This is a genomic window from Streptomyces lushanensis (genome assembly GCF_001700515.1).
In the GTDB taxonomy this organism is placed as follows: domain Bacteria; phylum Actinomycetota; class Actinomycetes; order Streptomycetales; family Streptomycetaceae; genus Streptomyces; species Streptomyces lushanensis.
In genome coordinates, this window is record NZ_MAUD01000086.1 from 21,383 (window position 1) to 42,480 (window position 21,098).

16 protein-coding genes and 1 pseudogene are annotated in these 21,098 nt (G+C 67.7%); 5 read left to right on the forward strand and 12 right to left on the reverse strand.

Going from position 1 to position 21,098, the window contains the following annotated elements:
- Positions 1-88: 88 nt before the first annotated feature.
- The gene (locus tag BFF77_RS08040) at positions 89-1,651 is read right to left on the reverse strand and encodes an amidase family protein (RefSeq protein ID WP_066945550.1); all 1,563 of its coding nucleotides are present in this window, start codon (positions 1,649-1,651) and stop codon (positions 89-91) included.
- A gap of 401 nt (positions 1,652-2,052) precedes the next feature.
- Between BFF77_RS08040 and BFF77_RS08045 the strand changes: the two genes are divergently transcribed.
- Positions 2,053-2,526, forward strand: a complete 474-nt coding sequence (locus BFF77_RS08045; protein ID WP_066945553.1) for a nuclear transport factor 2 family protein — start codon at positions 2,053-2,055, stop codon at positions 2,524-2,526.
- A gap of 161 nt (positions 2,527-2,687) precedes the next feature.
- Here the strand turns inward: BFF77_RS08045 and BFF77_RS08050 are convergent, their stop codons facing one another.
- Both BFF77_RS08050 and BFF77_RS08055 read right to left on the reverse strand, forming a co-directional pair.
- Positions 2,688-3,044 carry an STAS domain-containing protein gene (locus BFF77_RS08050; RefSeq protein WP_066945556.1) on the reverse strand — a complete coding sequence of 119 codons (357 nt, stop codon included), beginning with the start codon at positions 3,042-3,044 and terminating at the stop codon, positions 2,688-2,690.
- Between the two features lie 113 nt (positions 3,045-3,157).
- Positions 3,158-4,060, reverse strand: coding sequence for a universal stress protein (locus tag BFF77_RS08055; protein WP_066945559.1), 903 nt, complete (start codon positions 4,058-4,060; stop codon positions 3,158-3,160).
- A 330-nt stretch (positions 4,061-4,390) separates the two neighbouring features.
- Here BFF77_RS08055 and BFF77_RS08060 point away from each other — a divergent pair, with 330 nt between their 5' ends.
- Positions 4,391-5,434, forward strand: coding sequence for an alcohol dehydrogenase catalytic domain-containing protein (locus BFF77_RS08060; RefSeq protein ID WP_066945562.1), 1,044 nt, complete (start codon positions 4,391-4,393; stop codon positions 5,432-5,434).
- 160 nt (positions 5,435-5,594) lie between these two features.
- On the forward strand, positions 5,595-7,313 hold the full coding sequence (locus BFF77_RS08065) for a sensor histidine kinase (RefSeq protein WP_066945565.1): 1,719 nt from the start codon (positions 5,595-5,597) through the stop codon (positions 7,311-7,313).
- Between the two features lie 126 nt (positions 7,314-7,439).
- Here BFF77_RS08065 and BFF77_RS08070 read toward each other — a convergent pair whose 3' ends face one another.
- The 3 genes from BFF77_RS08070 to BFF77_RS08080 form a co-directional block, all read right to left on the reverse strand.
- Complete coding sequence (locus BFF77_RS08070) at positions 7,440-8,144, reverse strand: response regulator (protein WP_066945567.1); 705 nt, start codon at positions 8,142-8,144, stop codon at positions 7,440-7,442.
- 200 nt (positions 8,145-8,344) lie between these two features.
- Positions 8,345-8,692: a CBS domain-containing protein gene (locus BFF77_RS08075; protein ID WP_245703313.1), complete on the reverse strand. Its 348-nt coding sequence runs from the start codon at positions 8,690-8,692 to the stop codon at positions 8,345-8,347.
- Positions 8,693-8,900: 208 nt separating this feature from the next.
- Positions 8,901-9,182, reverse strand: coding sequence for a DUF1876 domain-containing protein (locus BFF77_RS08080; RefSeq protein WP_066945571.1), 282 nt, complete (start codon positions 9,180-9,182; stop codon positions 8,901-8,903).
- A gap of 180 nt (positions 9,183-9,362) precedes the next feature.
- On the opposite strand from BFF77_RS08080, the gene BFF77_RS08085 reads away from it, so the two are divergent.
- Positions 9,363-10,001 (forward strand): hypothetical protein, encoded by a 639-nt coding sequence (locus BFF77_RS08085; protein ID WP_066945573.1) that lies wholly within the window; start codon positions 9,363-9,365, stop codon positions 9,999-10,001.
- Between the two features lie 67 nt (positions 10,002-10,068).
- Here BFF77_RS08085 and BFF77_RS08090 read toward each other — a convergent pair whose 3' ends face one another.
- From BFF77_RS08090 to BFF77_RS08100, 3 genes are all read right to left on the reverse strand, one after another.
- Positions 10,069-11,016: an MASE1 domain-containing protein gene (locus BFF77_RS08090; protein WP_245703311.1), complete on the reverse strand. Its 948-nt coding sequence runs from the start codon at positions 11,014-11,016 to the stop codon at positions 10,069-10,071.
- 136 nt (positions 11,017-11,152) lie between these two features.
- Positions 11,153-12,637 (reverse strand): multicopper oxidase family protein, encoded by a 1,485-nt coding sequence (locus tag BFF77_RS08095; RefSeq protein WP_066945577.1) that lies wholly within the window; start codon positions 12,635-12,637, stop codon positions 11,153-11,155.
- Between the two features lie 1,045 nt (positions 12,638-13,682).
- Entirely contained in the window at positions 13,683-14,234 is a 552-nt protein-coding gene (locus BFF77_RS08100) for a DUF5753 domain-containing protein (protein WP_342671211.1), read from the reverse strand.
- Positions 14,235-16,138: 1,904 nt separating this feature from the next.
- On the opposite strand from BFF77_RS08100, the gene BFF77_RS08105 reads away from it, so the two are divergent.
- Positions 16,139-17,392, forward strand: coding sequence for a helix-turn-helix domain-containing protein (locus tag BFF77_RS08105; protein ID WP_066945581.1), 1,254 nt, complete (start codon positions 16,139-16,141; stop codon positions 17,390-17,392).
- 379 nt (positions 17,393-17,771) lie between these two features.
- On the opposite strand, the pseudogene BFF77_RS38105 reads toward BFF77_RS08105, so the two are convergent.
- The 3 genes and pseudogenes from BFF77_RS38105 to BFF77_RS08115 all read right to left on the reverse strand — a co-directional run.
- Positions 17,772-17,946, reverse strand: a pseudogene (locus BFF77_RS38105) (BTAD domain-containing putative transcriptional regulator); the annotation flags it as partial.
- 93 nt (positions 17,947-18,039) lie between these two features.
- Entirely contained in the window at positions 18,040-20,235 is a 2,196-nt protein-coding gene (locus BFF77_RS08110; RefSeq protein ID WP_066945583.1) for a hypothetical protein, read from the reverse strand.
- Positions 20,235-21,095 (reverse strand): hypothetical protein, encoded by an 861-nt coding sequence (locus BFF77_RS08115; RefSeq protein ID WP_066945585.1) that lies wholly within the window; start codon positions 21,093-21,095, stop codon positions 20,235-20,237. Before BFF77_RS08115 ends, BFF77_RS08110 begins: the two co-directional genes overlap by 1 nt.
- Between the last annotated feature and the right edge of the window lie 3 nt (positions 21,096-21,098).

Here is a 21,098-nt window from a genome sequence, read left to right on the forward strand (position 1 = left end):
CCGACCTCGCGTTCCCGGTTCCCGCGTTCCCGGACCGGATGCCCCGGAGGGAGGGCATCCGGTCCGCCGCCGGAACCGTCCGGTGGCCTCAGGGCGCGCAGGACTCCCCGAAGCCGGTGAGAGCCGTGCAGCGGTAGGCCGCCGGATTGATCACCGACGGCGGCCGGCGCAGCTTCGTGGCCTGCTCGTAGTCGTAGGCGTAACCGACGAGGGTGGGCTCGCTCCAGGCCCGGCCGAGGAACGAGACGCTGAACGGCCGCCGGTTGGCGGCCTGATAGCCGGCCGGCACGCTGACGGAGGGATATCCCGCCTTCGCGCCGATGCCCGCGCTGCCGCTGTTGGCGAACAGCAGCGCCGTCAGGTCGTTGTCCTTCATGACTGCGTCGATACGGTCCTTGCTGTCGGCGAGGTCCTGTGCGCGGTTCGCCCGGTAGAGGGCGGTGTCCGCGCTGTCCGGGGAGAGGTCCTTGGCCTGGGAGGTGAGCGCGTTGACCTGTCCGAACTTCAGCGCGTCGGAGGCGTGCGCGCTGTTGTAGGCGATGATGTCGGCGAGGCTCTTCATCGGCGCCTTCCTCGGCAGCCTGGCCAGATACGCGTTCAGATCACGCTTGAACTCGTAGGACAGGACGGTCGAGCTGTGGCCCGAGGTGTCCAGGGCGACATCGACGAGCGTCGCGCCCTGGTCGCGCAGAGCGGTGACGGCCGCGTCCCAGAGGGCGCGGTTGTCCGTTCCCGCCGCCGGTATCTGGCTCGCGACGACGCCGATACGGGCTCCTCGCAGCGCGGTCGTGGAGAGGTCCCCGCTGAAGTCGTGCCCGACGAGCGGATTGGCGGCGGTGACCGGGTCCTCCCGGTCCTTCCCGTCCAGGGCGGTGAGCGTGGCCGCCGCGTCGGCGACCGTACGGGTGAGCGGTCCCGCGGTGTCCTGGCTGGCGGCTATCGGCACGATGCCCGTACGGCTGGCCAGCCCCACCGTCGGCTTGATGCCGACCACGGAGTTGGAGTACGCCGGGCTGAGGATGGAGCCGGAGGTCTCGGTGCCGACGGTGACGGCGCCGAGGCCGGCCGACGCCGCCACGCCCGAACCGGCGCTGGAGCCGCTCGGGGACTGGCTTCCGTCGTAGGCGTTGAGCACCTGCCCGCCCAGCGAGCTGTAGCCGCCGGGCATCCCGGACGTCAGATAGTTGGCGAACTCGGTGAGATTGGCCTTGCCGAGGATGACCGCGCCCGCCCTGCGCAACTGCGCGACGATCGGCGCGTCCTTGGCGGGGTACGAGTCGGCGAGTGCCACGGATCCCGCGGTGGTCGGCATTCCCGCGACATCGATGTTGTCCTTGACGACGACCGGTATGCCGAGGAGCGGGCCGTGCGGGCCCCTGCCGCGCCGTGCCCTGTCGGCGGCGGCGGCCTCCTTCATGGCGTCGGGATTGACGGAACGTACGGCGTTGAGCGAGGGGCCCTGGGAGTTGAGGGCCCGGATCCGCTCCAGATAGGCCTCGGTGAGCCTGGTGCTGGAGAGCTTGCCGGAGTCGAGGAGACCGTTCAGCTCGGCGACGCTCGCGGTTTCGAGGTCGACGGAGAGCGGTCTCTCGGGGCGGTGGGCGGTCGCGTCGGCTCTGGACATGGTCACCGAGGCGGTGCCGGCGACCATCAGCGCGGCGGTGGCGAGGGCTATGGCGTGACGTCGGCGGAACGCCGTGCGCGCCGGGGAGTTGGCGTCGATCGTGGGCTCCTTGCGAGGCGTTGCAAACCTTTGACCTGAGCATGGAAACGGCGATCTTTGTCCGGCGCATATCGGCGTGATGTCGGTCGAGTTGCCATCAGCGCACCTGGATCGGGTGAAGGGCCGACGGGCGAATCGGTGCGGTGGCGGGGCGGTCGGTGGCGGCCGTCGCGTGGCCGCTCGGCGGGGCCGACCGTAAGGTGGTCGCACGGGCGGTGCACCGGGTGGTCCACCCGATGATCCGGCCACCGCTCCTCACGGTTCAATCATTCATTCGTTCTGGCCCCATTCGATGGTGCACGTGCACGTCCTGGAGTCCTGGAGACGACATGACTTCTGAACAGCGCCCTCCGTTTCCTCCCTTCGACGAAAAGACGGCTGTCGAGAAAGTCCGGGGAGCGGAGGACGGATGGAACTCCCGCGACCCGGCCAAGGTCGCGTTGTCGTATACGGTCGACTCCGTCTGGCGCAACCGGGCCGAGTTTCCCACCGGCCGTGACGAGATCATCGCCTTCCTCACCCGCAAGTGGCAGAAGGAGCTGGACTACCGGCTCATCAAGGAACTCTGGGCCTACGGCGGGGACCGTATCGCCGTGCGCTTCGCCTACGAATGGCACGACGACTCCGGGAACTGGTTCCGCTCGTACGGAAACGAGAACTGGGAATTCGACGGCGACGGACTGATGCACCATCGCCACGCGAGCATCAACGACCTTCCCATCGAGGAATCGGAGCGCAAGTACCACTGGCCACTGGGGCGGCGCCCGGACGACCACCCGGGGCTGAGCGAGCTGGGCCTCTGACCTGGGCCTCGTGGGCTGGAGTTCCCGGGCCGAAGGTCCGGGGCCGAAGTCCGGGGCCGGGATTTCGAGGCCGAAGTCGAGGTCCGGGGTCGGGGTTCCGGGGCCGAAGTCCGAGCACGGGGTCGGGGTTTTCGCGCCGGTCGGGCGTGGCCGACGCGGGCTCAGACCTCACGGGGCACGGTCGGATCGCTGTCGACCACATCGAAGACACCCAGCAGACCGGCGAACCGCATTGTTCTGGTGATGGCCGGATCGGTGACGACCAGCGCCAGCCTGCCGTCGCGTTCCTGTATACGGCGACGTGCCCGGCAAAGGACCGAAAGCCCGCTGCAGTCGATGAATTCCACCTGCTGGAGGTCGATCACCACATCGGGCTCCTGGTCGGTGGTCAGCGAGTCGAGATGGTCGCTTATGCCCGGGGCGGTCAGCATGTCGATCTCTCCGCGCAGTTCCACCACGACGGTCCTGCCCACGACTCTGGTGCGCGGGCGATTCCGCCACTCGTCCGACATGACCATCACTTGTTGCCTCCGACCGCGTCTTTCTGGGACACCGTCCATCCAACGGTGTCGCCCCCGGCCGGCGAGAGTGCCGACCGGCCCATGGAGGCGGGACGACCAGTCCTGACCGTTCAGTCCGTGGCAGGGACCACCGTGACCGGACAGGCCGCGTGATGCAGCAGCGCGTGCTGGAGACGGCTGAGGCGGGGGCCGAGGGCCGGATGCCGCCGCTTCGCCCCGACGACCAGCAGATCGGCACTCGCCGTCTCGTCGAGGAGCGTCCGGCGCGCCGTGCCCTCCACGAGCCTTCGCCGGAGGACGACGTCCGGGAATTCGCCGTCGACGACGGCCAGGGCCCGGTCGATGGACGCGTCCGCCTGCCGCCGGTACTCCCTCGCCGGGTCCCCGTGGGCCGTCCGGCCCTCGTCGGCCCGCGGGTCCTGCGGGTGCGGCAGGTTCTTGTGGACCGGGCGGCGCCAGGCCCGTACGGCCACCAGCTCGCAGTCCCGCCACCGGGCCTCGCGGAAGGCGAAGCGGGTGGCGTCGGCGCCGCCGACGGGACCGCCGACACCGAGGACCACGCGCCGGCGGGCCGCCCGCCGGTTCGGCTCCTCGCCGCGGACGACGGTCACGGGACAGCGCGCCCTGGCGGCGACGGCCAGGCTCACCGATCCCAGGAGCATGCCCGCGACCGGACCGTGTCCGCGCGGGCCCAGCACCAGGAGTGTCGCCTCCCGCGCCTCTCTCAGCAGCACCGTCACCGGGTCCTCCGGCTCGATGGCGGTGGAGACCTTCACCTCGGGGGCGAGCAGGTTCGCGCGCTCCTCGGCCGCGGCGACGAGGTTCTCCGCCCGTATCTGCTCGGCAGGGCGGTCGGCGCCGAGCCTCGGCCGCACTCCTTCGTAGTGCTCCCACAGGGAGGCATGGACCAGCCGCAGCGGCAGACCGGAGCGCCCGGCCTCGGCCGCCGCCCAGTCGACCGCCCGCGTGCCGCCTTCCGATCCGTCCACTCCCACGACCAGAGGAAGCTCCATCGCTCCCACCTCCCTTTCTCGCCCTTCCTGCTCGCCCGCCCTCCCTCAAGCGTGACTCGCCCGGGCCCGGGGGGCCTGGGAGGCCCGAGAGGTCTGAGGGGCCCGAAGGACCCGGGAGGCCGGACCGGGGGCCGCCCGGGAGGCCGGACCGGGGCCCCGTCCGCGCGGCCGGGGCCGGACGGGCCGCCGGGCCCTCGTACGGGAACCGGTCGGCCCATGCGCGGGCCGGGAACACCGCCGCAGGCTGGGCGTAAGGAGAGCGGGACCGACGGGCCACCACCGGCCCGCGCGTGGCCCCCGCGCGGACGGACCAGCGAGGAGATGCACGTCATGAAGGCATTCGTCTTTCACGGGCCCGGACAGTCCTCATGGGACGAGGTCCCCGAACCTTCGGTCAAGGACGGCGCGGACGTGATCGTCCGCGTCGACTCCGTCACCATCTGCGGCACCGACCTCCACATCCTCAAGGGGGATCTCCCGGAAGTCGTCCCGGGAACCGTTCTCGGTCATGAGGCCGTCGGCGAGGTCGTGGAGACGGGCGGCGATGTACGCACCGTACGGCCGGGGGACCGGGTCCTGGTCTCCTGCGTCTCGGCGTGCGGGCGCTGCCGTTTCTGCCGCGAGGCCCGGTACGGCCAGTGCCTCGGCGGCGGAGGCTGGGTGCTGGGTCATACGATCGACGGGACGCAGGCCGAATACGTGCGCGTGCCCTTCGCCGATCTCTCCGTCCATCCGCTGCCCGGCGCCCTGGACAGCCAGGACGCGGTGCTGCTCGCCGACATCCTTCCCACCGCCTACGAGGTGGGGGTGCTCAACGGCCATGTCCGGCCGGGCGACACGGTCGTCGTGGTCGGCGTCGGGCCCATCGGTCTCGCCGCCGTCGCCACGGCGCGGCTGTTCGCCCCCGGCCGCGTCATCGCCGTCGACCTGGCTCCGTCCCGTCTTGAGGTGGCGAGCCGGCTCGGCGCCGACGCGGTGGCGAACGCGGCCGAGGATCCCGGGCATCTGGTCGAGGACCTGACCGGGGGGCTCGGCGCCGATGTGGCGATCGAGGCGGTGGGCCTGCCGGAGACCTTCGAGCTGTGCACACGTGTGGTACGGCCGGGCGGGCACGTCGCCAATGTCGGGGTGCACGGCAAGCCCGCCGTACTGCATCTGGAAGACCTGTGGATCAGGGACGTGACCATCACGACCGGGCTGGTGGACACCTTCTCCACGCCGATGCTGACGGACATGACGGCCGCGCGCCGGCTGCCCACCTCGTCGCTGGTCACGCACAGCTTCGAACTCGACCGGATGGAGGAGGCGTACGACGTGTTCTCCACGGCCGGGAGCGGAGCGCTCAAGGTCGTCCTGGAACGGCCGGCGGCCTGAGCGAGGCGGCCCCCCGCCCGGGCGGGACCGGGCGGGGTTCCGGTGGGACCGGACGGTGGGTGGTCCGCCTCGCGCCTCCGGTGTGCCTCCTCCCCTTCTGCGGCTACGGTGGAAGTGCGGCGCGGCCGGAGTACGACGCGCCGGCCGCGCCGGAGGAACCGTGGGCGACGACGGGAACAGGCGGTCGGAGGGCACCCCGAGCCAGGAGGATGTCCTGCCGGATGAGCTGCGGGCCCATCTGGACGCGATCCAGCACCGCGACCCGGAGTCGGTACGGAGCCTGCTCGAAGCCGTGCTCTCGGTCGGCCGGGAACTGGAGCTGCCCCAGGTGCTGCGGCACATCGTGAAGGCGGCGGTGGTGCTCGTCGACGCGGAGTACGGCGCTCTGGGTGTCATCGGGGAGAAGCCACGGCTCGCACAGTTCCTGACCGTCGGTGTCACCGAGGAGCAGACCGATGTCATCGGTCATCTGCCCGAGGGCCATGGAATCCTCGGCGAACTCATCCGCCATCCCGAGTCCCTGCGGCTCTCCGAGCTGTCGGACCATCCGGCGTCGTACGGCTTTCCGCCCGGTCATCCGCCCATGCACTCCTTCCTCGGAGTGCCGATCCGTATCCGCGACGAGGTGTTCGGCAACCTCTATCTCACCGAGAAACGCGGCGGCAAGGATTTCGACGACGAGGACGAGGCCGTCCTGTCCACGCTCGCCATGGCGGCCGGTGTGGCCATCGACAACGCGCGACTCTACGAGCAGGCCCGGGACCGCCAGCGCTGGCTGAAGGCCAACGCGGAGATCGTCGCCAGTCTGCTGTCGGGAGCGGACGAGACCCAGGTGCTCGCGCTGATCGTCGACCACGGCCGCCGCATCCTCGGCGCGGATCTGGGCGCGCTGGCGCTTCCCGACGAGGGCAAGGACGTGATGCGGGTGGTGCTCGCGGAGGGAGTCGACGCGGAGGCCCATCAGGGCCTGGTGCTGCCGAGGGAGGGTTCGTTCGTCGGGGCGGCGCTCCACGCCGGGAAGCCGATCATCAGCGCCGACGTGCGGACCGATCCGAGGATCACCGCGGGCCCGCCGCGCTGGCGCGGACTGGGGCCCGCCGTCGCGGTGCCGATGATCACCAGCGGCGGTGTTCTCGCCGTGCTGCTGCTGGCCCGGACCCGAGGGAGCACTCCGTTCACCCCGGCGGAGACGGTTCCGCTGCTGTCCTTCGCCGGACAGGCGGCCCTCGCCATGGAACTGGCCGGCCGTCGGCGCTCCGCCGAGCAGCTCAGACTGCTGGAGGACCGGGACCGGATCGCGCGCGATCTGCACGATCTGGCCATCCAGCGGCTCTTCGCCACGGGGATGACGCTTCAGAGCACCGTGCGGTTCGTGGAACATCCGGCCGCGCGGGAGAGGCTGCTGCGCGCCGTGGACGACCTGGACGAGACCATCAAGATCATCCGTTCGACGATCTTCGGTCTCCGTGCTCATGACACGAGTCGGGCCCGTCAGGGGCTACGGGTCCGGGCCACCATGGCGGTGGAGCAGGCCGTACGCTCCCTCGGCTTCACGCCGTCGGTGCGCATGGAGGGACTCATCGACACGGATGTGCCGCCCGCGGTCGCCGAACATGTCGTCGCGGTCCTGGCCGAGACGCTGAGCAATGTCGCACGGCACGCGCACGCGAGCGCCGCGGAGGTGTCCCTCGTCGCACGCAAGGGCCGGCTCACGGTGACCGTCACGGACAACGGGACCGGTATTCCGGCGGGCTGCCACAGGAGCGGACTGGACAATCTGGCGGGGAGGGCGGAGGGCCTGGGCGGTACGCTGACGCTGGAAGCGCCTGATCAGGGGGGTACGCGCGTCGTCTGGGCGGTACCGATCAGCCAGGACTGAACCGTGCGGTGAGGCCGCCTCCCGGTGAGGCCGCCTCCCGTGGTCCTTCGTATCCGGCCCCGCCCCTTGCGGTCCCTCGTGTGCGGGGTCCCTCGTGCTCACACCGGAGTGTTCAGTTCGGCGTCCTCACTCCGGGCCGCCGCCGCGGCCGGTGGGATACGGACCGGACTGGGTGGCGAGGACGGCGGCCTGGATGCGCCGCTCGACGCCGAGCTTGGCCAGCAGCCGCGAGATGTGGTTCTTGACCGTCTTCTCGGACAGATAGAGCCGCTTGCCGATCTGACGGTTCGTCAGGCCCTCTCCGATCAGCGCCAGGATCTCCCGTTCGCGCGGAGAGAGTTCGGACAGCGCGTCGGGCTCCCGTTCCTCCGTGGTGTCGTCGCCGCGCAGACTGCTCATCAGCCGGGTCGTCGTCGCCGGGTCGAGCATCGACTGACCGGAGGCCACGGTGCGCACGGCGGCCACCAGATCCGCTCCCTTGATCTCCTTCAGGACATAGCCGGCCGCGCCGGCCATGATCGCGTCGAGCAGGGCATCGTCGTCGTCGAACGAGGTGAGCATCAGACAGGCCAGGCCGGGCATCCGTGAACGCAGTTCCCGGCAGACCGAGATCCCGTCGCCGTCGGGCAGCCGCACATCGAGAATGGCGACGTCCGGCCGCAGGGCCGGGCCACGGGCCAGGGCCTGGTCGATCGAGCCCGCGTCACCGGCCACCTCGATGTCCGGCTCCGCGTCGAGCAGATCCTGCACACCACGCCGTACGACCTCGTGGTCGTCGAGCAGGAACACCCGGATCGGCCTCTCCGAGGAGAAATGCCGTGCCTCGTCCATCTCGTGCCTCCGCAACTCCGCGCTGTCGTGGTCCGCCCGCCCCCATCCTGGCTCGGGCCGCGGGGGCGGAACAGGGCCGAACGGGCCCTGTGTCATCGCTGTCACCGCCTTCGTCCTTCATCGTTGCTGTCGTTGCTGTCGTTGCTGTCGGTGTTGTCCGTCGCTCTCGGTGTCAGCCGTGTCGGTCCCGGTTGTCGGTGTCATCGGTCCCGCCGGAGCAGATCGCACCCGCTGACCATCCCCTGGAGCCTTCCTGAGCGGTCGACCACGGGCAGCCGCTCCAGGGGCACCAGCGCCATGGTCCGGGCCACCTGGGTGAGGGTGGCGTCCTCGCGGACGGTGAGGGCGGGAGCGGTCATGAGCTGCTCGGCGGTCGCCGCGCGGGCCGTCAGGGCCGTCCGGGGAGGCAGATCCGCTTCGGAGACCACTCCGACCACCCGGCCGTCGCCCGCCAGCACCGGCAAGGTGCTCGCGTGCCACCGGTCCATGGTCCCGACGATCTCCTCGCGGCCGACGTGGGGGCCGACCGCGACCACGGTATGTCTCATCACGTCTCTCACAGTGCGTGGAGTGTGACCCATGGTGCCTCCTCGGTCGGGCACGGCATGCCGTGCCCCCACAAGCCTGGTTCCTGCGGACACCACGGCCCAGGGGCTGACCGGCTCCGTACCGGGGGCCGAACGGCTCTACCCATGAGGTGCCGACCGGTGGGCCGCCGGGCGTGCGGCGCCCCGCGGATGCCCGTGAGGGCGCCCGTCAGAGCCGGTCCGTCCACCCCGTCCGTACGGACCGTGCCGCGCCGACGCCCTCCATGTCGCGGTTGGCGACCTGGATCAGCAGTCCGCCGAGATCCGTCAGCGCGCGGCCGGCCGCGAGCTCGTCGCCGATCTCCGGTACGTCCACGTCATCGGGGCTGCACCGGGCCCTGCCGTGCCCGGCGAGGGACGTGGTCCCGGTGTCCAGCACCACGCGCGCCGTGGTTCTCCCGTCCTCCTCGAAGAGGTAGAGACGTGCGGTCCACTCCGCTGTCTTCGACATGGCCTGCCTCGTTCCTCCGAGGGCCGCCGTCTTGGAACGGCCCACCACACCACTGTCGGACGCCGGCGGTGCCGGCAGGCAGGGGCCAAAGGTCCCCCTGTGGGATGTGAGCGGGAGAGAGCAGGTCCGAGCGTGCGTGAGCGGATTCCCCTGCGTGCACCGACCCCGTAGCCTGTGGAAATGACCAGCGAGCCGGACAGAGTCACCGGGTCCAACATCGGACTGTCGGAAGCCGAGTTGCGAGCCGCGTTCGAGCGTGCCCTGACGGCGGCGAAATCCGTGCACGTGGTCGGCCGTGCGCGCGTCGACGCGCGTGTGTTGGCTCTGGACCTTCATCTGAACAAGGACGGCTCCGCTGCCAGCACGTTCGTGATCAATGGGGGCGAGTGCCGCATACGGGCGGTCGCGGGTTCGTACTACTTCCATCTGTCCGCCGCGTTTGTCGCCGAGTGGCTCGGTCCGAGTGGCCCCGCCCCCCAGGACCTGTCGCCGGTCGTGAGCAGGTGGTGGCCCGCGACCACCGCGTTGGGGAACTTGCTCATCGAGCACTTGGGGCATCTGGCCTCCTACGACCTCTTCTTCCGCCGAATGATGGCGGACGGCACGGGAAACGAGGTGACCGCGGCGGGAACCGCGCTCTTCGATGGCGAGCGTGTCGCCCTGTACGTGGCCGAGGACGGCTCGACACTCCACTTCGCGGCGACCGGCCCCGCGTATCTGCTCAGAAACACGGAAAACGACGAACAGTTCATGGAATTCACCTGGAATCAACCGGTCAGGGTGGTGGCACCGGAGCAGGGCGAGGGAGTCCGCCTCTGAACGGCCTGGGCCCGGTGCACAGGCCGACGCCGAGGGCAGAACGGACGGCGGCCGGGGCGAACCACCGTCAGGGCCGTTGCCTCCGGTCCGGCGGCCACAGTTCCGTTCTCTCCGGTGCGAGCTCCTTCACCACCTTCGCCAGCGCGTCGCACGCCTCCTCGACGCCCTGCCGGATCTTGTTCTGCTCGGTGACGGTCGCCGCCAGCAGCAGCGAGGTCAGTGCCACGGACCCGTTGAGCACCTGGAGGCTGAACAGCCGTTCGGTGAGGCTGTAGCGGGCGAAGGCACCCAGGTCCTTGGCCGCCTCCAGGACCGCCACGACCGAGACGAACAGCGCGTACGGGGCGCTCGCGGCGAGTTCGAAGCGCAGGGCCGCCCAGATGAGCACGGGGAAGAAGAGGAAGATCAGGGTGAGGGACCTTGTCACGGCGAGCGGTGTGATGACGAGGGCGGCGACGACCATGACGGTGGCCTCGGCCCATCGGTGGGTCGGCAGGGGCAGCCGGACACGGCGGAGGGCGAGCAGGAGGGGCATGACGAGCAGGACGCCCATGGCATCGCCCGTCCACCACGCCAGCCAGGTCGGCCAGAATCCCAGCGGCAGCTGTCTGACGAGCGCCAGCACCCCCGCCCCCACCGTCGCGCTGATCAGTATCCCCGTCAGGGCACCGAGGAAGACCAGCGCCATCCCGTCCCGCAGCCGGTCCAGCTCGACACGGAAGCCCACACGCCGCAGCAGCAGCCAGGAACAGACCGGTGCGAGGGTGTTCCCCGCCATGATCGTGAGAGCCGGACCGTCGAACGGGCCGAGCGTCACCAGGCTCAGGAGGGTGCCCAGGGGGATCCCCGGCCAGACCCTGATGCCCAGGACGAAGAGAGCGGTCAGGGCGATGCCCGTGGAGGGCCAGAGAGGGGAGACGTTCACACTGTCGAGCCTCGTCACCCCCTTCAGCGTGCCGATGAGCGCGCCCGCGTAGTAGACGACGGCGAGGCCGAGGATCTGAAGAACAGTCACGGACGGACGTCGTCTCTTCCCGGTGCGCGCCACACCAGCTATCAGACAACGCCTGACGGTCCGGTCCGGCCGTGACACGCGCGCCTGTCGCCAGGCGGGTCCCCGGCCCGCCTGGCCCGGACGGGCCGGGGGAAGGTCAGTGTTCGTGCCCCTTCCCGCGGCCCGTGCGTCCGTCGACGATGTCCAGTACGGACATCATGCCCATGTCCTCGTGGTTGAGGATGTGACAGTGCACCACGGTCCGCCCGGTGAAGTCCGCCAAGCGGATCCGCAGGACGAGTTTCTGCCCGCGAAGGATGTTGACCGTCTCGTGCCAGGAGTGGGCGGGGTCCACGGCCTTCCCGTTCAGGGACATCACCTGGAACTGGTTGGTGTGCACGTGGAAGGAGTGGTCCTCCTCCGAGTCGTTGCGAACCGTCCACTCCTCCACGGTGTTGAGCCGGGAGACGAAGTCGACACGGTTCGGGTCGAAGTACTTGCCGTTGATGAAGTACTGGGTCCCCGCCTGGTTCTCGGTGTACACCATCGTCTTGCGGTCCGCGATCTCGGCGTGGGTGAGGTCGTCGAGGGGCCCGAAGCGGGACGGGATACGAGCCGGGGCCACGCGGGGGCCTTCGGTGACGACCGTCGCCAGGTTCACCCGCGGGAACGTGTTGCCGGCCGGACCGGTGTCGAACGGCAGCGTCTCCAACTGGGCGGTGCCCGCCCCGCCGGCCTGCACCAGCACGTCGTACCGCGCGGCGGCCGGGATGATCAGCGTGTCCGCGGAGTAGATCCGGTGGACGGGATAGCCGTCCTGGGCGATCACATGGAACGTGAAGCCTTTGAGACGCAGCTTGTAGTAGATGTTGGCGCCGATGTTGGCGAGCCGCCACAGCTGGGTCTCACCCGGGCGGATACGGATCACGGGATTCTGCTGGCCGTTGACCGTGCGGTTGGTGTTCGCCTGGATGGACAGCGGATAGATCTTGATGGCGTCGCCGTCGATCTGGTTGTCCTTCAGAGCGACCACACGCTCGGTGATGCCGCGCAGGGAGGGCGGCAGGTATGTCCGCAGGCCGTCGATGATGATGACGCCCGACTCCCCACCGGCCACCTGAGGGGCCGAGTACATGTCGATGTGCGAGTGGTACCAGTACGTGCCCGGCGTGATGTCCCGCGGCAGCTGGTACGCGTAGTTGTAGGTCGTCCCGGGCTTGATGGCGATGAAGATGTCGTCGGCCGGCTGGCGCGGCGAGACATGCAGCCCGTGCGTGTGCAGGTTGGTGTCCATCGTGACGCCCTGCCATTTCTTACCCACACGGTTCACCATGGCCAGCTCGATACGGTCGCCCGGCCGGGCGCGGAGTGTGGGCGGCATGTAGCGGCCGTTGTAGGTGAGCGCCCACAGCCTGCGGTCGCCCACCCACACCTTGCGCCGCTCCACCACGACGGTGGTCCGCAGCACACCGTGGTCGCTCACCACCTCCGGGGGGTCCTGGAGATCCGCGCCCCTGGCCTGCTGACCTGCCGCCGCGCCGGACACCGCACGCTCGGGCGGCGGCTCCGAACAGCCGGACAGCCAGGTCACCGCGAGTGCCAGTCCGACGAGGAACCCGGTCACCTTGGAATATGAGCGCATGACAGTCTCTCTCTGGATGTGGCGTGCCGCGCTCGCGAAGGCTGAGGCCACACGAGCCGGACAGGGCGAACCGACGTGTGTTCACACGGGGTCGGGGCGGGCCGCGGTGGTTGGTCCCGGCCCGCCGGGCGGCGACAGGAGTGGGCGAGTGACCGAGAGGAGGCCCTCGTACATCCCGAGGAACGGCAGCGGCCACGAAGAGCCGATCGGCCTCGCGCGGCCTGCCGAACGCACCGGTGAAGAGGACCGCGTCACGGTGACCGACCACTCACGGCGCCTGGCCCTTCGACCGCACGAGATCGCCAAGGGCATCACACGGAGCGCCCGGATGCCGCCGCCTGCTCGGCTCGACGGACGCACCTGCGGATTCTGTCACCATGGGCCATATCCTCTACCGATTCACCCCGTGTCACGTGATTTGCCCGGGAGTGTTGAGGTTCGGCGGGACGACGGGAGCTCAACGAGGCCGTCGGTCCCCGGGACCGGTGGGGTGACCACACGGACAACGAGCGAAGCCGGCCCCTGGTCGGCACGGGAATTCCCCTGCCGCCTCCCGCTGATCGGCGGCACGGGAATTCCCGCGGAACTCCCGTGCCGTGGTCGGCGATCCCCGCACCGCCGACCAAGCGAGACTGCACCCGGCACGCAGAGACCGTCATCGTCCACCGGCCCATCAGGTGAGTGAAGATCAGTACGTGAACACGCCACCTCGATGCCTTATCGCGGCAGTGTGTGTTCCGCCGACGGGAAGCGCCGAAAGTGGTCTCGAGGCTAATGCGTTTCGAGGCAGCCGGGTAACTCGGGGCAGGGAACAATTGCTTTTTCGGCGACTGCTCCTAGTATTCTGATCTTGTGTAATGTGCGAGAGGGCGAGAAGAGCCGACAGACCATTGCTCCATCCACCGGCTCCTGAGATCTGAGATCCTCCCCAGTGGACAGAGTTCCCGGTATTGGAGGTCATGATTCATATCGCACTGGGAAGGCCATCACTCATTCAAGATCGCCAACCGCGTTCACTGTCATCCAGCCTTCATGGGTACAACATCTAGCCGAACGCCCTGCGTAGGGCACACAGACGCTGGACAGACTGCTTCCGGCTCAGCGAGACCGCCCTGAGGCGGTCGAAGCCCTTGACTCGCCTGTCCACCTGCTCCTCTTCCTGCAGAATGAGGGAACCGTCGAACTGCTCGGTATAGACAATGCTGGGAAGCAGTCTGTCCTCGAAGTCGAAGATGGTGGTCGAACCCAGCATCACCGGCAGATTGGGTGTGTGTAGTTCTGCGATATGCATGACGTAGCGCGGGTCCTCCGTCGGCGCGATTAAGTGTTCGATTTGCTTCCGCATGATTCCGCTGCTGCCGAAAGGTCGGAGGAGTGTTACTTCATCGATTACGCAGAACAGCTTCTTGGACGCCGATTCCTCGAACCGCTGATTGCGCTTCTGGCGTAGTTCTGCCAGTCGCTCGACCGCGCGAGGGGTGAATTCAGGGGAGAGGAGGTGTGGTGTGGGCTGAGTGCACTTTCCCAGTTGCGCTCGGCACGGTTTTTCTGATCTACGACCAGCTTCGGTCCGGCCGAGGCGATGAAGCTGCCCGATCGCTGACGGTTTTGCTACCCCTTATGACAGATCTCCTGGCCACATAGCGGGATACTTCGGAGCGCCGCCCGTGATCTTTCTCGTCGATCGGCGAGATTCCCCTGACGACCTGGACGTCTTGCCGATCGACGCGTCGTCCCAGCGCGGGAGTTCCGGCGATGCCACAAGCAAGGTGAGGGGTTGGGGGCGGTGCGGGACGCCCCCGAGCGACCGCACTGTGCCGGTCGACGAGAGCGGCCGAAGTGGTCGCCGTAGCGGATGACTGGCGGCAGGTTCGTGACGATACGCGCGCTGCGAGGAGAGCACCGAGGCGTTGTGGAGACTGAGCCGGCGGTTTTGGTGTGCTACGGGCGAGCGCGGATTGGACCCGGGCCGGATCGGAGCAGCTGGCCTTCGGTGCGGACGCAGGTATGCCGTTGACGGTTTGTCAGTGTATGCGGACGTTGCCGAGCGAGCCAAGGGTATGGCGAGCGTGGCTGATGAGCTGTCCGGAGCCAGTGCTTCGTTCCTCGTCGGCATCCGAATCGCACAAGCGGAGGCGGTGGTGCGAATGAGGAGCGCATGATCCGCTCACCCGGCCACTCGGCACTCCGGCACCCACGCCGTCGCAGATTCCGGCGAGTTGGTCGACGGTGAGTGCGCGGAGTGTCGGTCTCTGATCGGCGAAGTGTGAGAGACCTGTGCGCGTTCCCTCTGACTCGTATGGATATCAGCCGACGGGTGAGTCTGTTGTGTCAATCGTGAGGCTTTGACTGCTGTGGCCTGTATTGGAACTCGGGCCGTTCTGACGGGGAGAGGGGTACGGGCGAGTCCCTTGCAAGCTCAACGGCAACGCCAGAGACGCGCGGAAGTACGCTGTCGACGGTGTTTTGGGACTACAGCAGTCCCTGCGCTGCGGGTTACGGCAGCAGGGTCAGAGCACGAAATAGGTCGGGAAGGCGGCCGAGCTGCGTTGTTCCACGGCCGTGACGAGACTTGAGTTCAGTCCCAGTATGTGGGATGCATCACGTTCTGCCCCTTCGCCGCTGCTTCGATCCACGCAATCGACGTCAACCCACCGGGACTCGGTGTTCGCTCAGAGGACAGAGGTCTAGTCGCTCTGCTTGTTTCCCGTGGACGTTCTGCGTGAGGTAACGGAGTTCGACTTCTACCGCCGACTTCTACCGGCGAGTAGTGAGAGCCGGAAGGGTGTCGTCCGAATTCGGCGCTCCGTCAGGGGTGAGCGAAGCGTGCGAAGTTGACATGGCTCGCGCTCGCGCTGTCCCGGCAACCCGGTAGAGTCTGTCCATCGCCTTCCGGACCCGGCAACTTCGGTCGACTTTCTCGATCGGGGTCGACCGCCCCGGGGAGGGAGGTGATACCGATGGACGCCGAACCTACTCCGCCGAACAGCGGGGCGGGTCGGAAACGCAAGGTCGTGAAAAAGATTCTCGGCTGGCTGACCCTTCAAGCACTCGCTGAAGGGGTCCGCCGCTTAGCCGAAAACCTCTGAACGGCAACGGGCCCTCTGGTGACACAGAGAGCCCGCTTGCGGAGCCGACGGCTCCTTCGCCGCCTCGTCCCCCAGTTGCTGGTCTCGCGAACCAAGGGGGGCGGGGCACTTTTGCCTGGGCGAGCGTGTGTGGGACGTTGTACCCAGGTCGTGCGCTCAACGGGCCCTAACTTCGCCTATTTAGCGGCCTGCTCCAAGCTGTTGGGCCGACTAATGACACAGGCGACCAGGTCAGGTGCCCTGGTAACTCTCCGGAGTCACTGTCTGGCTCAATCAGAAACTACCCCTAAAATGGTCCCTGACGCTAGTACAGGGAGGTGAGACGATGGCGCGGGGTCTAGCTGACTTCGATCCTTCAGCTCTGTACAGGTTCCGCAGAGATCGAGTTGGCCGTGATGGATCACCTGCGCCCTTGACTGCGGAGGGGCTGGCCAAGCTCGCGGGAACCAGCAAAGCTCAGATCCTTGCTTACGAGAACGGGCACCGGACTCCTGACCCCGCGCGGATCCGGGAGCTTGCCAAGCACCTTGGTGTACGCCCGGTAGACCTGATGAACCGTGAGGGGCAGCGGCACTGGGATGTAGCGGCCATGCGCCGGGCGAGCGGGATGACAGCGAACGAACTGAGTGCAGAGCTGGTGATGTCCCCGAAGTCGTATCGCAGATTCGAGCAGCAGGGGATAGTGCCGGCCCGACGGCCGCGGTTCCTTGACGACATGGTTCATGCGCTGCTCATCTCTCACCGGATGCTCCATGCAGCGATCGACAACATCCCCGCCGTGGTCGAGCGCAGATGGCAAACCGGAGCAATCATCACGATGCTTGCGAGCACGTACGTCCACAGGCCCGGGGCATGGAAGGGCCCAGACCTCGCAGATCCAGGCGTTGTGCAGTTGTCGACGATGTACGGACGCCCTGCTCAGCGCATACAGCGCATTCTCACGCGACTCCTCGGCGAACTTCGACAGATGTCCGTGAGGATGCAACGCGAGAAAATCATCGCTGACTTCGATCCCGAACCCGCGCACCAACAGCAGGCCAAGTCGGCCATAGAACGGTGGGAGGATGTCTATGAGTTGGAGATGTCCCGGATTCCGGCACGGCTGGAGGGATTCCATCGCAGTGCTCAGCCGTCCGGCGCGTGGCAGGTCCTGGTGGATCTCAATGATGCGGAGACCCGCCCAGAGGGAGCCTGGGTCGTGGCTTCACTCCTGGGGCGCCTGGAGACCATGGAGCAACTGCCACCTTCCCTGGTGACGCAGACGGAGTTCGACGGGATTCCCGCTGCCCGGCTGACAACCGCGGGACACTCGCATGTCCGTAACTTCCAAGAGCTCTACATCGCCCTGTATCCAGGACTGCGCCGCCCTCGGCCCAAGACCAAGCTCGGCTCCTCTGGCAGCCGACCTCCGGTCAGCTTCACCCTGCCCGGCAACCAAGAACGCTTCGTGGTGCCCCCGAGCACCATCGAGCGATTGCTGCTCACGTCCAAGGGATCTGGTCCCTGGGATATGTGGATCTCTCCGAACGTCCGTCTAACCCTCAACACAGCTGGCGGGCGACCTGCGGCAGCCGCCCAGGAAGATGCCGCTCCAGGACGAACGTTGCTGTTCGATCCAGCCACCCAGGTGGCCAAGCGTCCAGATGAGACAACCTCAGAGGCGTAGACGAGGCGCTGTTGGTGGACCATTCATCCCCTGTGGTACTCGGTCGCACTGTCGGACAGGTCACGCTTGGCCTCGTGCCCCCAGGGATGGGTGTTGTGCCAGAGCTTCTTCACACGGGAACGTCCATCGAGAGCAGTTGGGGCCAACGGTTGCGAGTGAACGCGACGCGCGGGTCCACCGGGCATATCACCACGGCAGTGCTGCCGGATGCGGGGAGCGCCGGCTTGGCACTCGCTCGTTGAGCTGCCGTCGTAGGCGCGGATGTCCGGGTGGGATCCTGCGGCGAGCGCTTGTCCCCTTTCGAGATCCGACTCATCCTGTTTTGCGCCTGTGTATGAGAATGTACGAGAGTGTGATGGCCGTATCGGCGAGGCGCTGGCCTGGATATGCGCTGCTGGAGCTGGGAGAGTTCCGGGCACGGGTCGATGCCCAGTTCGGAAACGGCCTCCACGTGCTGGCCGACCTTCAGATCCAGATCGAGGCGGGTCTCGGTGAGCTGCAGACGCCACTCCTCAAGACGGCGTGCGCTGATTGTCGGCGTATGGGCCGGGCACGAGATGGGCCCCGTCTCGGCCTCTACAGCGAAGCCAAGGCCATCAGCTGCCCGTCGGTACTGATGCTGGGCCTCGCCCGAGGCAGGCGGTCGGTCAGCGGCCTGTCGCGACAAAGCCGAGGTAGCGGCGTAGACCGAACTCGCGGCGGTGCCCCGTGCGGGCTGTGGCGAGCTGGGTGACCAGCAGGTTGTGGGTGGTGCTCTGGTCGGCGAGTTGGGCCTGGCGCTGAAGCAGCACCGCGCGCTGATGCTGCGTAGCAGTCTGGTGCTGTTGCTTCTCCTTGTTGGCCTGCTGCTGGCGAGCGGTGCTGCGCTGCTGAAGCTGGTCGCGCTTGCGCCGCGCCGTGCCCTCGGCCTGCGTGATCTCAGCTTCGAGTTGCTTCTTCTGCTTGGCGAACTGCTGGCGGATCGTGGTCCGTTCCTGGGCGCTCAGGCTGGTCGGAGCTGACTTCCGGGCCTGTTGCTCCAGCGAGGTCCGCCAGCTTTCCAACGCAGCGGCCCGGACTTCGCCGACTCCCGGGATCTTGACCTGTTGGCCGTTGGATCGGATGAGGTACGCGTCCCGACTGCTGTACCGGCCGCTCTGAACGTACCGGACCCCGGTGAAGTCGGCGGCTGTATGGATACCGGCGGCAGTCAGGGCCGTGACGGTTCCATCACCCATGTTGGACAGCTTCTTGACGCCCTGGATGGGGTGCCGGCGGAGCCGGTTCTGGACATGAGCCCTGAGAACCGTCACCAACATCGCATCCAGTTGCTTCTGCTCTCTGGCCGCCAGTTTGCTCAGCTTCGTTTTGAGACCGTTGGTTTCCTTGTTGAGCGCTTGGGCGATCCGTGCCTGCTCGTCGCGTAGTTCGCTCTGGATGCTCTTGATCTGCCGGTTGATCTGTGCGTCCCGGCTCGCTCCGGTCAGCGTCAGACTCTCGATCTCCTGGCGGACCTTCTGCGCTGCCACCGCAGGGTCCTCCAACGTTGCCACCTGCTGTCGAAGCGCCCGCAACCGGGCCTTCGAGGCCTTGGCCTCTGGGCGGGAGCGCCGGGTTACGTGGAGGGTGCCACCGGATACGAGCAGAGCTCCGAGCTGGGCGACGGCCATATACCCGTTGGGCAGCACGCCGATGGCGGTCAGCGCGGCCGGTGCAGCGGATCCCGTCAGGGCAAAGACACCGGAGAGGACATCCGCAGTGCGTCGGCGCGCAAAGCCGGTACCGGTGGGCGCTCCTGCGCCCGTGCTGCTTCCCACAGAGGTGTTCTGCGGCGGCGGAATGTGCCCTGCCAGCCAGGCGGGGGTTCCATTTGCCGGGGCCGAGGCAGGGACCGGACGCTGGGTCGGGATCGGGGTCGGGATCGCCCCCCGCGTGGACAGCGCGGGCACTGTGTGGGCGGCGTCGGCGAGCAGCCCGTGTGTCTGCGCTGCCAGCGACCGAAGGGACGCATCGGAATGGGTCAGTAGCAGGCTCCAGGACAGCGAGGACTTCGGTTCCTTGAAGTCGTCCTCCTTCAGAATCAGGAACTCCCCCTGATCGTCGTGCAACTGGTCCCAGATGCTGGGATCAGTGGCGATCGCGACGAGGCTGAGGTAAATGATCCAGGACGAAAAGCGGTCCATCGTGGGGCCGAAGTCCGAGCTCACGCGATGCGGGGACTGATAGTTGCGATGGCCGTTCTCCGTGGCCCCCTGCCCTTTGAGCTCGGGCACGTACATCCCGTCGTAGTCGACGAGGCGGAGCGTGCCGTCGGCCGCGACCAGAAGATTGCCGTGCTGGAGGTCGCCGTGGGCGATCCCGAGCTTCTCCAGATCGGCCGCCAGCGCAGCGAACCGCTCGGCCACGCCGAGGACGGCCACGGAGTCCCGGATGTTCCGGTCGATCCATGTGATCAGGTTGGTGGCCTCCACCCAGGCCATCTTGAGAGCCGGGTACCACTGACCGGCGACGAGGACGCCCCGCGGCAGATACTCGATCCCGACCGGCCACGGCTGGGTCAGCTTGGCGGGCTTGAGGACGGCAAGCTGCTTGTTGATGGCCTTGTAGCGGGCCTCCAGGGTGTTGCTGTCGCGGGTGAAGCACTTCAGTGCGTACCGCTGTCCGCCCGGTGCGGTGATGGAGAAGACGCTTGCGAAGTTCCCGGAAATCGCCTTCGGCCCGAGCACAGGACTTTGCTGGACGGTCCCGTGCTTGAGGTCAGGGTCCTCGAAACACAACGTGGGATTCTGCAGGGCTTCCACGTAGTTCGCGCCGGTCGGGAACTTGCGCCTGGAGACAGGTCCACCGGCATGGGAGACCGCCATCACCCCTCCGTCTTCACCCGCATACGAACGAGGGCTACGTCATCGTTGCGCATCCGGGATTTGTCGCGCTCGTTCTGGACCCACTCGGCAAAGAGTTCCTGGTCCAGGTCGGCAAGCCTTCCGAGCTGTCTTCCGGCTCCGCCGGAATCGACTTCAGGGTGTGACAACAGCCACGCGGCCAGCGCATCGGTTGCCAGCAGCAGCTCGTCCTCCGTGCGCAGCTCACCGGTTGCGGTCGACACCCGGTCGGCTATCAGTGAGGCGTTCCGGTTACGGCTGCCGAGGAGCTGCGGGGTGATGCCGAAGCCGTGGCCGTCCGTGATGGGGAACGAGGTGAGCAGCCGGCCGTCGCGGAGATGGAAGAGGCAACTGTCACCGAGAGCGAAGGCACGCCAGATCCAGCGCCGTACAGCCTTGGGGTTTTCCGGATCGGCCGGTGCCTCCCGCATGTGGACGGCCATCAACGTGGCGAAGGCCCCTTTGTCCAGGCCCGGCTGTTCATACCAGGTGATTGGCCGACCGCGAGCGATTCGCTCAGCCTCGTACTTCGCGAGGTAGCCGTCCCACTGGTCGACTGTGCGGGCCAGGAGGTCCTCGACGACGAACCTGGACAGACCGTCCTGCCCCACCACACTCTCTTCGTCGGCAGCCGACATCAATGCGACGGCGCCGTGTACCAGTTGCCTGGCCCATGCCCCGGCGAGCAGGCTCTCGGAAGCTCCGTCGGACACTGCGGCGAAGAGCGAACTTGTCTCGGGGGACAGTAAGACGTCAATGGCGTCTTCACACTCCTCCGACGAACTGCCCGTCTTGGGCACGAGGAACCACTGGACATCGAGGTGCGTTGAATGTGCGCCCACGCT